The 12,801-nt window shown below is 69.3% G+C and carries 12 protein-coding genes; 5 read left to right on the forward strand and 7 right to left on the reverse strand.

Translation table 11 applies throughout. From position 1 onward, the window contains the following. Positions 1–67: 67 nt before the first annotated feature. Together AB0M63_RS43020 and AB0M63_RS43025 are read right to left on the reverse strand one after the other, a co-directional pair. A complete protein-coding gene (locus AB0M63_RS43020; protein WP_366023229.1) occupies positions 68–3,106 on the reverse strand; it encodes an NACHT domain-containing protein in 3,039 nt (1,012 codons plus the stop codon). A gap of 48 nt (positions 3,107–3,154) precedes the next feature. Beyond that, complete coding sequence (locus AB0M63_RS43025; RefSeq protein WP_355907942.1) at positions 3,155–3,769, reverse strand: HAD family acid phosphatase; 615 nt, start codon at positions 3,767–3,769, stop codon at positions 3,155–3,157. A 445-nt stretch (positions 3,770–4,214) separates the two neighbouring features. Here AB0M63_RS43025 and AB0M63_RS43030 point away from each other — a divergent pair, with 445 nt between their 5' ends. Then, positions 4,215–4,796: a M23 family metallopeptidase gene (locus AB0M63_RS43030; protein WP_355907945.1), complete on the forward strand. Its 582-nt coding sequence runs from the start codon at positions 4,215–4,217 to the stop codon at positions 4,794–4,796. Between the two features lie 8 nt (positions 4,797–4,804). On the opposite strand, the gene AB0M63_RS43035 is transcribed toward AB0M63_RS43030, so the two are convergent. Then, complete coding sequence (locus tag AB0M63_RS43035) at positions 4,805–5,401, reverse strand: helix-turn-helix domain-containing protein (protein WP_366023245.1); 597 nt, start codon at positions 5,399–5,401, stop codon at positions 4,805–4,807. A gap of 128 nt (positions 5,402–5,529) precedes the next feature. Here AB0M63_RS43035 and AB0M63_RS43040 point away from each other — a divergent pair, with 128 nt between their 5' ends. The 4 genes from AB0M63_RS43040 to AB0M63_RS43055 all read left to right on the forward strand — a co-directional run bounded on the left by AB0M63_RS43040 (position 5,530) and on the right by AB0M63_RS43055 (position 9,175). Beyond that, positions 5,530–7,137, forward strand: coding sequence for an MDR family MFS transporter (locus tag AB0M63_RS43040; protein WP_355907948.1), 1,608 nt, complete (start codon positions 5,530–5,532; stop codon positions 7,135–7,137). A gap of 218 nt (positions 7,138–7,355) precedes the next feature. After that, complete coding sequence (locus AB0M63_RS43045; protein ID WP_355907951.1) at positions 7,356–7,790, forward strand: helix-turn-helix transcriptional regulator; 435 nt, start codon at positions 7,356–7,358, stop codon at positions 7,788–7,790. 81 nt (positions 7,791–7,871) lie between these two features. Then, positions 7,872–8,318, forward strand: coding sequence for a VOC family protein (locus AB0M63_RS43050; protein ID WP_355907954.1), 447 nt, complete (start codon positions 7,872–7,874; stop codon positions 8,316–8,318). After that, complete coding sequence (locus AB0M63_RS43055) at positions 8,315–9,175, forward strand: class I SAM-dependent methyltransferase (protein WP_366023246.1); 861 nt, start codon at positions 8,315–8,317, stop codon at positions 9,173–9,175. Before AB0M63_RS43050 ends, AB0M63_RS43055 begins: the two co-directional genes overlap by 4 nt. Before the next feature lie 31 nt (positions 9,176–9,206). Here AB0M63_RS43055 and cseC read toward each other — a convergent pair whose 3' ends face one another. From cseC to AB0M63_RS43075, 4 genes are all read right to left on the reverse strand, one after another. Next, complete coding sequence (gene cseC, locus AB0M63_RS43060; protein WP_355907957.1) at positions 9,207–10,514, reverse strand: two-component system sensor histidine kinase CseC; 1,308 nt, start codon at positions 10,512–10,514, stop codon at positions 9,207–9,209. Positions 10,515–10,557: 43 nt separating this feature from the next. After that, the gene (gene cseB, locus AB0M63_RS43065; protein ID WP_355907960.1) at positions 10,558–11,265 is read right to left on the reverse strand and encodes a two-component system response regulator CseB; all 708 of its coding nucleotides are present in this window, start codon (positions 11,263–11,265) and stop codon (positions 10,558–10,560) included. A gap of 141 nt (positions 11,266–11,406) precedes the next feature. Beyond that, positions 11,407–12,003, reverse strand: a complete 597-nt coding sequence (locus AB0M63_RS43070) for a hypothetical protein (RefSeq protein WP_355908067.1) — start codon at positions 12,001–12,003, stop codon at positions 11,407–11,409. A gap of 122 nt (positions 12,004–12,125) precedes the next feature. Continuing rightward, entirely contained in the window at positions 12,126–12,665 is a 540-nt protein-coding gene (locus AB0M63_RS43075; protein ID WP_355907963.1) for a SigE family RNA polymerase sigma factor, read from the reverse strand. Positions 12,666–12,801: the final 136 nt, after the last annotated feature.

Consider the following 12,801-nt stretch of genomic DNA (forward strand, 5'->3'; position numbering starts at 1 on the left):
CTTTACGACCGGGAAAGGGGCCGGTGCCTTTTGGGCACCGGCCCCTTTCGTTTGTCCGGGGCAGGGGTCAGCGGCGGTCGTCGGTCACTTCGGCGGTCGGGAAGAATTCGGCGTAGGTGTCGAGCGGGACACCCCTTCTGCCCGACGTCTTGAGGGTGAGGGTCCGTAGGCCGGGGAGGCGGGCGGCGAGGACGCGGAGGTGGTCGTCGGCCTTGCGCTGGGAGGGCATGGAGAGGGACTCGACGGAGGGCAGTTCCGGCATGAACTCCAGGGCGTAGCGGCTGAGGGACGTGTTCAGGACGAGGTTCCGCAGGACGGGCAGGCGTTCCACTTGCTCCCAGTCCGTTGCGTCCATGGTGGCGGGCGGCTTGCCGAGGCTCAGCGACGTGAGTGTCGGCCAGCTCTCCAGACCGCGCAGGCCGGTGCCGGCCAATGTCTCCTGGCCCAGGAACAGGTACTCCAGAGGCGCGTCCAAGGGCAGGTGGTCGGAGAGGTGGCCGCCCGTGAACGGCTGGTCCACAGAGAGCCGGGTGAGCCCGCGCAGCGCCGGCAGGCCCGACGGGTCGGTGATGTGGTTGAACGCCAGCTCGGTGAGAGGCAGTTCGGACAGGCGGACGAGATCGCGGACACCGAAGCAGTCCTGCAGCCACAACGCGCGCAGGGTTCGGAAGGCCAGCAACTCGTCCAGCGCGGACATGGTCCCGTGGTGCTCAAGACTCAGGAGGTCGACCGCGCCCGGATCAGGGACGGCATCGACGATCTCGCTCAGCTCGGGCGAGCCGGTGACCGTCAGCCTGTGCCAAGGCCGCATGAGGCGCAGTGCCGCCAGTTGCTCGGGCGAGGCGCAGCGTACGAAGAGGTCGTCCCGCAGCAGGTGGTCGAGCACCTCGACCGCGTAGTCACGTGCATCGAACCGGTCCCATGTGCCCGCGAGCTGACGCCGTACGTCGAAGGACGGATGAGTGCGGAAGCGTCGCAGCACGGCCAGTGCGCCGTCGGGCTCCTCCGTGCCCAGGACCGAGGCGGTGACCGTGACGGCCCTCGCCTCCTCGTCCGTCAGCCCGTCCGGTCCCGGCAGCGACTCCAGGACCAGCGGTCCCGCTCCCGCCAGCGCATGCGCGTCCTGCGTCGTACGCGGCGGAATCAGAGCCCCTGCCCGCTGCTCGACCTCTGCCCGAACCCCCGGGTCCAACGCCGTCGCATGCTCCAGGCACGCCAGCGCGAGCAACGTCAGCCGGGGTTCCTCCCGCGCCAGCAACTGCCGTAGCAGTACGACCCGTTCGCGCGGCCGGGCATGCGCCACGCCCATCCGGATCACGTCCTCCCACTGCGCGTCGTCCGCCCGGCTGGTGAGGACGTCCAGGTGGCCCTCCTCGACCGCGTACCGCGCGCCCAGGTAGTCCTGGAAGGTGCGGTGGACGAAGTCCAGGACGCCGTCGGCGGGTTGGCGCAGCAGGCCGCTTCTCAGAAGCAGTTCTCGTAGTACCGTCCCGGCGTTGCCCTGCCCCGCGATCGTCGGCAGGCTGCGCTCCACGATGCCCTCGGCCGTCTCGACGTCCATCTCGGTGCGGCCGCTCAACACCAGGGCGTAGGCAAGCCGTTGCAACAACTCCAGTTGTGCTTCCTCGCCCAGCTCGGTGCCCTCCAGTGCGCCCATGCCCCGCTCCCGGTCCCGGCGGGCCAGCAGCATCGTGAGGGCCGCGTCGTACAACTCCTTGCGGCCCGTGGGGAGATAGCCCCGGCGTTCGCGGTGCAGGGCGCAGATCAGGCCGCACATCAGGGGGTTGGTGGCGAGGCGGGCCAGATCGCGTTTGGTGCGGAGGGAGTCCAGGAGGGGGGTCTCGTACTCCGGGGCCCGGGCCGCCGCGTGCCAGCGTTCCACGAAGGTCTTCACCTCGGGGCGGCGCATCGGGGCCAGGGTCAGTTCGCGGAAGCCCTCCGAGGCCAGCCAGTCGGGGCGTACGGCGGTGGGGCGGGAGGTGAGGAGCCAGCGGTTGCCGGGGAAGGCGCGGATCAGGGCCAGGAGCCAGTCGCGGGTGCGGTGGCGGTCGGCGGACGGGATCTCGTCCAGGCCGTCGACCAGGATCAGGGCGCGGCCGGCGGTCAGGACGCGTTCGGTCCAGCCCTCGGGCGGGGTGTGGGGGCAGCCGGTCGAGGCCAGGAAGTCGGCGGGGGAGGGGAGTTGGCCGGTGCGGATCAGCGTGCGCAGGGGGAGGACGTACGGGATACGGTCGCCGTCCCCCGCCGCCGTCACCGCGAGCCACTGCACCAGCGTCGTCTTGCCGGAACCCGCGTCGCCGCGCAGCAGCACCCGGTCGTGGGTCAGCAGGGCTTCCTCGGCGGGGAGTTGGACGGTGAAGGCGGCGCCGGGCTGTTCGTCCGTGAGCCGGCGCTCCTCCGTCGCCGTCGCCTCCAGGCTCAGGTACGCCACTTCGAGGGGCCAGCGGTCCGGGGAGTCGCGCAGGTCGATGCCGTAGATGGTGATGTGGTTGTGGCGTTCGGCGACGTAGGGGAGGTAGCGGCGCTCGAACGTGCGGTCCTGGGATCCGGGGCGTGGGCTGCGGGCGATCAACTCGTCGATTCTCGCGATGAGTTCGGCCTGGGCGCGGGTCTGCTCGACGAGGGTGCGGGCCACGAAGGTGGAGCGGCGGGTGAAGAACTCCAGGATCTGCAGGCAGGCCCACTCGGTCGCCGAGTCGAGGAAGTAGCAGGCGTCGGTGGAGAGTCCGTCGGGGGCCGGGGCCTGGTAGTGGAGTTTCTTGGCGAGTTCGCGGTGGCCCAGGCGGACGGCCTGGACGTCGTCCATGTCGAGGTCGCCCAGGGCGAGCAGTCTGCGGGCCAACGCGTCGGCCACGGCGGTCTGTTCGGCGGAGCGGAAGGGGCGTTCGCCGGGTGAGTCCATCGCCTGCTGGACGAAATGCTCGGCGAGTTTGCGGACGTCCTTCTCGCCGAGTACGCGCTTCTCGCCCCTGAAGGACACCAGGTCCTTCAGGCGGACCGGTTTGTCGGTCAGGCCCGCGCCGGGGCCGTCCGCGACGAACAGTCTCTTCACCAGCGGTGCGATCAGGCTGGACGCCAGTTTGCCGCCGAGTACCGCGGGCTCCATCCGCCACCCTCCCCCGAGTTCTGTGAGCGGATGGAGCCTAACCGGTCGCTACGACAACTGGCCGTCGTAGTCAGGCAGCTTGAACGTCTTCTCGGCGTGGCCGCCCGACAGGTCGGTGGCGCTGTTGCCGATGTTCGCGATGATCGTGTAGCCCTTGTTCTCGATGTCGGCGCGCTGGGCGGTCTTGTACGCGGCGACGTCCTTGAAGAGGTCGAAGAGGCCGCGCACATAGAGGCCGTCGACGTCGTAGCCGTCGTGTTCGAGGTTGTACTCGGTCGGCAGGTAGATGATGCCGGGGCGGGCCGTCACGAAGAACAGCGAGACGCCGTGCTCCTGGGCGTACTCGGCGACCGCGAGGACCGGCTTGTTGGCCGGCTGCGGCCAGCTGAAGCCGAAGTCGGTCTCCAGTGTGGTGTTGTCGATGTCGAAGACGATCGCCTGCTTCTCGCCGGGCTTCGTGGCCGCGATCCGCTGCTTCAGGTAGGGCAGTGCCTGGTTCATGACCGACTGGCAGTCGGTCTGCCAGGTGGCGTAGTCAACCGTGGCCGTCGTGGCGGCGGTGGTGGTCGCGGCCTGCGCCGGGACGGTCACGGCCACGAGGGCGGCCGTGGACACGGCGGCGGCTACGGCGGTACGGCGAGCCCAGGGGCGTCGTCTCGTCATGGGGGTGGGGTTCCTCTCACGGCCAGTACGGAAAACACATGTTCGGGGGCGAGGGTGGCGGGAGGGGAACCATAAGGTTACTGATGGGTAGGTGGATAGAGGTCTGCGCCACATTTCGGAGGTCGGCGGGCGCCCCCGCCGGTGACAAGCCGCACAGGCGATTCGGCCTCTACTAGGGCGGGTAGTCGTAAGCCTCATTCGGGGCAAAAGGGATTTATTGCTTGGAATCGAGTGGAACCGAATGGGCGTTTTGGCCGTCTGGAGGGCGATTCGTGACGAAAGTGTGCTCTGTCAAGGAGTCGGAAGTTTTGCAATGAAGTACTAGCTTCCGTCGTAGAAGAGCGGTTTGGGGGTTCGTGGGGACGGGGGTTACCAATGAACGTGCCATCCGGCGGCCGTATGCGTGCCGGGTGGTTTTTCTGTCCCCGTCCCCCGTGAGGTCTCGATGTTCCAGCGCGCCACGTCCCGTTCTTCCCGTACGACTCCGCTCCGCACCCGGGTGGCCGTCCTGGCCGTCGGGCTGGGAGCCACCGCCGTGCTGGGCACCGGGGTCGCGAGCGCCGCCTCCGCCACCGTCGCGCCGAAGACGGTGAGTGCGAAGACCGCCGCGTCCTGGGTCGACCCGGTGAAGAAGTACACGCTGTCCGCGAGCTTCGCCCAGGCCGGCAGCCTGTGGCAGTCCACCCACAGCGGGCAGGACTTCGCCGTGCCCAGCGGCACCAAGGTCGTGGCCGCGCACGGCGGGACCGTCGTCAAGGCCGGTTCGAACGGTGCCGGTGACGGTGCCGCGTACGGCAACGCCATCGTCATCAAGCACGGCAACGGCACCTACTCGCAGTACGCCCACCTCTCGCGCATAGACGTGAAGGTCGGCCAGGTCGTCAGCACCGGCCAGCACATCGCCCTGTCCGGCAACACCGGCAACACCACCGGTCCCCACCTGCACTTCGAGATCCGTACGACCGCCAACTACGGCTCGGCGATAGACCCGGTCGCGTTCCTGCGCGGCAAGGGTGTGACCGTCTAGGACGGTTCCTAGGCGTTCCGCGTGCCCGCGTGGGCCTGCGTGATCATGTCGGTGGCGACCTCCAGGACGGCCTTGCGCTTGTCCTCGGGGTCGCCTTCGAGGTCCTGTACGGCGAACATGCCGGCGTGCAGCGTGAAGATCGCGCTGAGCGAGCGGACCTGGTCGACGAGGTTCGACTCGGGGTCGATGACGATCTCCCGCAGGCCGCGCATACGGTCCTTGAAGCGTTCGCCGATGCGCAGGTCCCGTACCGTCGCCTGGTTCTCCTGCATGAAGCGGAACAGCGGGGTCGCGCCGTCGAGCGCGTCGCCGTAGCGCCGTACGATCTCCTGCTTGGTCTCCAGGGTGTGGGGCTGGTCGCGGCCCCACTCGATCAGGTCCTCGATGGGCTTGGTGAGGTCCTCGAAGATGCTGACCAGGATCTCTTCCTTGGTCTTGAAGTGGTAGTAGAGCGCCGCCTTCGTGACGTCCAGGTGCTCGGCGATCTCGCGCAGCGAGGTCTTCTCGTAGCCCTGCTCGGCGAAGAGTTCGAGCGCCACGTCCTGGATGCGCTGGCGGGTGTCTCCGCGACGTTGCCGCTTGGTGCCGTCCATGGTGCCGCCCATTCGTCTCATGCTCCAGCAAACTTACTTGACGCCCGGCTAGTTACGGGGCTACTTTCCCTTAGTGTAGTCAACTAGCCGGGCGGCAAGTAAGTAGCCGGACGGTGGCGGTATGTAGGGGAGTGGGAAAGATGGCGGACACACAGACGGTCGACACCGGGCCAGGCGAAGCCGTGCCGGAGAAAACCGAGAAGCAACCGAAGAGCGTGCGGGTCGTCCTGCTCGCCCTGATGATCACCATGATGCTCGCGATGCTCGACAACATGATCGTGGGTACGGCGATGCCGACGATCGTCGGTGAGCTGGGCGGGCTCGAGCACCTTTCCTGGGTCGTGACCGCGTACACGCTCGCGACCGCCAGCTCGACGCCCCTGTGGGGCAAGCTCGGCGACATGTACGGGCGCAAGGGCGCCTTCATGACGTCGATCGTGATCTTCCTCTTCGGTTCCGCGCTCAGCGGCATGGCCCAGAACATGGGGCAGTTGATCGGTTTCCGGGCCATCCAGGGCCTCGGCGCCGGTGGTCTGATGGTCGGCGTCATGGCGATCATCGGTGACCTGATCCCGCCGCGTGAGCGGGGCAAGTACCAGGGCATGATGGCCGGCGTCATGGCGCTCGCGATGATCGGCGGACCGCTGGTCGGCGGCACCATCACGGACAACTGGGGCTGGCGCTGGTCCTTCTACATCAACCTGCCGCTCGGTGTGGTCGCGCTCGCCGCGATCAGTGTCGTACTGCACCTGCCGAAGAAGCGCTCGCAGGCGCGGATCGACTACCTGGGCGCCGGACTGCTGACCCTCGGCATCACCTCGATCGTGCTCGTCACCACGTGGGGCGGTTCGCAGTACGCCTGGACGTCCGCGCGGATCATGGAACTGATCGGCATCGGCGTGGCCGCGCTCATCGGGTTCGTGTTCTGGCAGACCAAGGCCACCGAGCCGGTCGTGCCGCTGCACATCTTCCGCAGCCGCAACTTCACCCTGATGGCGATCATCGGCTTCATCACCGGCTTCGTGATGTTCGGCGCGACCCTGTTCCTGCCGCTGTACCAGCAGTCCGTGCAGGGCGCGTCCGCGACCAACTCGGGCCTGCTGCTCCTGCCGATGCTCGGCGCGATGCTCGTGACCTCGATGGTCGCGGGGCGGGTGACCACCAACACCGGTAAGTACAAGGTGTTCCCGGTCGTCGGCAGCGTCCTGATGGGTGTCGGCCTGTACCTGCTGTCCACCATGGACACCGACACGACCCGGTTCATGTCCGGTGTGTTCATGGCCGTCGTCGGTCTCGGCATGGGCTGCCTGATGCAGATCACCATGCTGGTCGCGCAGAACAGCGTGCAGATGAAGGACATGGGTGTCGCGTCCTCCACGAGCACCCTGTCCCGCACGCTCGGTTCGTCCTTCGGTGTCGCCATCATGGGCGCGCTGTTCAACCACCGCGTCCAGGACGTCATGGCCGAGCGGGCCGGCGCACTGGGCTCCAAGGTGACCGAGCAGTCCGCTCAGTTGGACGCGGCCAGCCTGGCCAAGCTGCCGGCGGCGGCCCGCGAGGCGTACCAGCACGCGGTGTCGGCCGGCACGCACTCCGCGTTCCTGCTGGGGGCCGTGGTCGCGGTGGTCGCGCTGGTGGCGGCGGTGTTCGTGAAGGAGGTTCCGCTGAAGGGAGCGGGGGCGGCTGCGCCTAAGCCTGGCGAGGAAGCGGAAGCCGCGGCGCCGGCGTCGATCGTCGAGGCTGTCTGATCCGCTGCGCGTGAGCTGAAGGTCCCCCGGCTGGTGTCCGCCCCGGGGGGCCTTCTTTTGGTCGTCGTGTGCGGGTCCGCTGCGGGGGCTCCGCCCCCGGACCCCCGCCGGCCTGAAGGGCCTTGTCCTCAAACGCCGGACGGGCTGAAGGATGCGGGCCGGTGCTGAGAAGGGCCGGACCCGCGTCGATGTCAGTGGCCCGTGTCACCATCGGGTTCATGGACAAAATGCGGCAGTTGCGTCTCGCCAAGGACGCCATGGATCGTGACTGGGCCGAGCCTGAGCTCGATCTGGGCGCGGTGGCCGCGCATGCCGGGTACTCGCGGTATCACTTCATCCGGGCCTTCAAGGAGGCATACGGCGAGACGCCCGGTCACTATCTGACGCATCGCCGCATCGAGCGCGCGGAGGACCTCCTGCGCACCGCCGACCTGTCGGTGACCGAGATCTGCAACCTCGTCGGCTTCAGCAGCCTGGGCACGTTCTCGACGCGGTTCAAGGCGTGGACCGGGCTGACCCCCACCGAGTACCGGGCGAAGCACGTGGGCCGCGGGGCCGCGCTCATACCGGGGTGTTACGCCATGCTCTGGGCCGGCGGCTTCAGCAGCGGCCCCGGCGGCGCGCGGCGCAGCAATTCCGGAGAAGCGGGCTGACGTCGCCGCTGCCTACGGTGATGGAGCAGGAGACCGGAGCCTGGGAGACCGGGAGACAACCACCGTCGGCAGGAGCACACCGTGATCAAGGGACTCAAGATCTCGACCGTCTGGGTTCTCGACCAGGACCGGGCCAAGGAGTTCTACACCCAGAAGCTGGGCCTTGAGGTCCGCTCGGACATGACGATGGGCGAAGGCGGCATGCGCTGGCTCACCGTCGGCGCCGAGAACCAGCCCGACGTCGACCTCACGCTGATGGTTCCGGGGCCGCCCGCAATGGACCCCGAGTCCGCCGAGATGGTCAGGAAACTCGTGGCCAAGGGGGTCCTCGGCGCGGGCGCGCTGACGACGGACGACATCCACGGGGACTACAAGAAGCTCAAGGACCGGGGCGTGGAGTTCCTGCAAGAGCCGCAGGAGCGTCCCTACGGCACGGAGGCGGTGTTCCGCGACGACTCCGGCAACTGGTTCTCCTTCACCCAGCCCCGCGAAGGCGAGCTCGACCTGTCGAAGGACTGGGCTTGCTGAGCGGCTCCGCCGAGCGGGAACCCGCGACCGCCGACCACACCGCGGTGCGGGTCGCCCTCTGGCGGGCGCTGCACGCTCAGGCCGATCCGCCGCCGCATGTGATCGAGGACGAGGTCGGGCTGCGGCTCGCGGACCCGGGGGACGACTGGCGGGACCGTCCCGACATGGACGTCGAGGCCACCCGTCGGATCCGGGCCTCGATCGTGGCGCGGGCCCGCTTCGTGGAGGACGTGGTGGTGGAGCGGGCGGGAGAGGGCGTGGACCAGTACGTCGTACTCGGTGCCGGGCTGGACACCTTCGCCCAGCGCCGACCTGAACTGGGCGCGAAAATAAGGGTTTTCGAGGTCGACCGGCCCGGTACCCAGGCCTGGAAGCGGCGGCGTCTGGCGGAGCTGGGGTACGACGTCCCGGACTGGCTGCGGTTCGTGCCGGTGGACTTCGAGGGCGACTGGTGGGGGCGGTTGGCCGCCGCCGGCCTCGACACCGGCCGGCCCGCCGTGGTCGCCGCGACCGGGGTGATCATGTACCTCACCCATGACGCGATCACCACCACGTTCCGCCTGGTCGCAGGACTCGCCCCGGGTTCCACCCTGGTCACCACGTTCCTACGGCCGGTCGACGACGTGGAGCCGGAGCAGCGCGCGCAGTTGGAGGTGGCGGTGGAGGGCGCTCGTGCCGCGGGCACGCCGTTCCTGAGCTTCTTCACCCCGGAGGAAGTGCTGGAGCTGGGGCGGGAATGCGGGTTCCGGGAGGTTCGGCATGTGTCGGCGGCCGAGCTCGCCCGGCGGTACTTCGCCGGCCGGGGAGCCGGGGTGGGGCCGTCCAGAGGGGAGGAGGTGATGGTGGCCCGCACCTGAAGGGGCGTGGCCTCCTCCCGTCCGGACGGGGCTACGGCAGCATCGGGTAGCTGCCCGTGCTCGTCGGCGCGTGTTCCGGCAGCCACAGGACGGCGACCGCGCCCTCCGCCGGAATGTGGTCCGGCGCGCCCGCGGGCCGTACGTTGCGGAAGGTCAGCCGGGCGCCGAGGACGCGGGCCTGGCCGGCCGCGATGGTCAGGCCGAGGCCGTGGCCGTGGCCCGCGCGGTCCTTGCTGCCGGTGCGGAAGCGGCTCGGGCCCTCCGCGAGGAGCTCCTCGGGGAAGCCGGGGCCGTGGTCGCGGACCCGGATCACCCGGCCCTCGACCGAGACCTCGATCGGCGGCTTGCCGTGCCGGGCCGCGTTGGCCAGCAGGTTGAACAGCACGCGCTCCAGCCGGCGCGGGTCCGTGGTGACCGCCGACTCGTGCACGATGTGCACCACCGCGTCCGGGTCCTTCGCTATCACCCGGCGGCCCACGAAGTCACCCAGCATGATGTCCTGCAACTCCGCCCGCTCGGAGGCCCCGTCGAGACGGGCGACCTCCAGGACGTCCTCGACGAGGGTGCGCATCGCCTTCGCGCGGTCCAGGACGAGTTCCGTGGGGCGGCCGGGGGGGAGCAGTTCGGCGGCGGTCAGCAAGCCCGTCACCGGGGTGCGCAGTTCGTGCGCGATGTCCGCGGTGACCCGGCGTTCGGCCTCAAGTCGCTGCTGCAGCGCGTCCGTCATCGCGTCCACCGCGCGCGCGAGGTCGTCGGTCTCGTCCCGTACGACACCGCCGATCGCGTCCCGCACCCGTACGTCCGTCTCGCCCTTGGCGACCTGGTTCGCCGCGGCGGCCGCCTTGCGCAGCCGGCGCGAGAGCTGACCGCCGATCAGCACACCGAGCGCGCTGCCGCCGAGCACGGCCGCGATCGAGCCGATGACCAGGGCCTGGTCGAGATCCTTGAGGATGTCCGTGCTGCGGTCGGTGAACCCGGTGTGCAGGGACATCACATGGCCGTCCTTGAGCGGTACGGCCGCCCAGATGTCCGGGATGCCGTGCGGCCGGTCGGTGACGTAGGTCGCCCGTCGGCCCTCCTCGACCTTCTGGCGCAGGGCCGGCGGCAGGCTGGGGTCGTCGATCTTGATGCTGGGGAAGTTCGGCCGCCCGGACAGCTCGTAGTTGCGCTGGGCGATCTGGACCCGCTCGTCCGCGAGGTCGCGCGCGTTGTCCAGCATCGAGACCCGGGCGGCGTTGTGCACCACCAGGCTGAGCGCGATCGCCACCAGTGTGCCGACCAGCGCGATGGCCGCGCTGAGCTTCCATCTCAGGCCCGTACGAATGCCCGCTCTGTCCATGAACGACGGGACTCCGCGCTGTGATTTCCCCCGCATACCCTGCTCAGGCCTTCAACTTGTAGCCGAAGCCGCGGACCGTCTCGATCCGGTCCTGGCCGATCTTCGTCCGCAGCCGCTGCACATGGACGTCCACGACCCGGGTGTCACCGCCCCAGCCGTAGTCCCACACCCGCTCCAAAAGTTTGTCGCGGGACAGGACCGTGCCCGGCGCGGAGGAGAACTCCAGCAGTAGCCGCATCTCGGTCGGCGTCAGCGCCACCGGCTGCCCGGCCCGGCGCACCTCCATGCCCTCGGTGTCGATCTCCAGATCGCCGAAGGTGAGCACCCCGCCGTCGACCGGGGCCGCCTCCACGTCCGTCGTACGGTCGCCGCCGCTCGCGTGTCCGAAGCGGCGCAGCACCGCGCGGATCCGGGCGACCAGGACGGCGCCGTCGAAGGGCTTGGTGACGTAGTCGTCGGCGCCGGCCTCCAGGCCCAGCACCACGTCGATCGAGTCCGCGCGCGCCGAGAGCATGATCACCGGCACGGTCGAGTCGTCGCGGATCCGGCGGCACAGGCTCACGCCGTCCAGGCCGGGGACCATGACGTCGAGGAGCGCGATGTCGGGGCGGTTCGCCCGGAACGCCTCCAGGCCCGACAACCCGTCGGGCATCGCCGTGACCGCGAAGCCGTCCCGCTCCAGGGCGAGTTGGGTGGCCTCACGGATGACGTCGTCGTCCTCGACGAACAGGACGTGGGTCTGGTCTGCCATCCCGGTGCTCTCAGTCCTCGTATGACTCGTACAGGTCGTTCTCAAGCATGGGACGCCTGGGGCGGCGTCCGCGTTCACTGGAGGATCGGTTCGGGCGGGCCGATCGGTTCAGTGCCGGTTCGGTTCCCGCTCGGTTTCCGCTCAGTTCGCGGTCGGGGCGGGCGTGGCGTCGCCGCCGACCGCGTTGCTGTACTCGTTGTGGGTGCTGTACTCCTGAATGAAACGGCCCGCGGCCCAGCGGTACGTGATCACGTTCTCACCGGAGGGACTCGACACGGGGTCGCCCTTCTCGTACACCTGCTTGGTGACGACCAGATCGCCGCGGTCTATCTCCGCGTAGACCGGGGGTTCCTCGGTCTTGAACACATTCTCGTACGTCCCACCCGTCTCGCGATACACGTATGAGCCGATGCCGACCGCGTCGCCGCAGGTCATCACGTTGACGACTACGTCGTTGACGGTGCCTCCGGTCAGCTCGCCGTACGACACGTCGACCGCGTACTCGTCGGCGACGCACGGCTTCAGCTCGCGCTTGACCGCCGCCGAGACCTTGGGATCGTCCTTGACGAGTTTGACCGCGTCCACGTGGTCGTCGACGGTGGCGGAGGGCGAGGGGGACTTGGCGGCCTCCACGGGGCCCGCCACCGTGTCCGAGTGCGCCGGGCCCTCGTCACGGGCACCGGTGCCGCCGGTCGCGCAGCCGGACACCAACAGGGCGAGGGCGGCGAGCACGGCCATCGCCGTGAACGCCGCCTCGTAGCTCCCGCGAGCCCTGCTCCCGCGACCTCTGCCGGGTCCGGAGGGGCCGCTCGGGCCGGGCCCGGGAATGTCGTCGCTCAGGCCGGGCCCATGGGTGTCGCTCAGGCCGCGCAACGCTCCCGCTCCTCACGCTCCAGCGCGCGTGCGTCCAGATCGCGGGCCTCCAGCTCCTCCCGGAGCCGGGCGAGCGCCCGGTGCAGCGTGCTCTTGACCGTACCGGCCGACATGCCCAGGGCGGCGGCCGTCTCTTCGGTGGACATCTGCTCCCAGTGTCGCAGGACGACCACACTGCGCTGCTTCGGAGCGAGAACTTTCATGATGTCCATAAGGAGTGCCCGGTCCGCGTGCTGCTCGGTCGCGTCGTCGACGCACGCGTCCGGCAGCTGCTCGGTGGGGACCTCCTCCAGCTTGCGGGCCCGCCACCACTCGGTCCGGGTGTTGATCATGACGCGGCGCAGGTAGGCGTCCGCGAGGCGCTTGTCCTCGATGGTCTCCCAGCGGCCGTACGTCCGTACCAGCGCGGTCTGGAGCAGGTCCTGGGCGTCGACCGGGTCCGGCACCAGCCGGCGGGCGCTGCGCAGCAGCGCGTCCTGTCGGGTGCGGACGTACTCCTCGAATTCGAGCACCTCGCCCTGCGCCATGATCAACCGCCTCCATCCCCGTTTCCGACCTGCCTGCTGCCGGTTTTTCGTTGCTGTGTCCCGCCGGTCTGCGGCACAGGAACGAAGCTACGGAGGGGTTGTCACGGGGTTGTGCGCAGCAGCCTGCGGGGAGCGC

Origin of the sequence: Streptomyces sp. NPDC051576 (assembly GCF_040681835.1) — a bacterium.
In the GTDB taxonomy this organism is placed as follows: Bacteria; Actinomycetota; Actinomycetes; order Streptomycetales; family Streptomycetaceae; genus Streptomyces.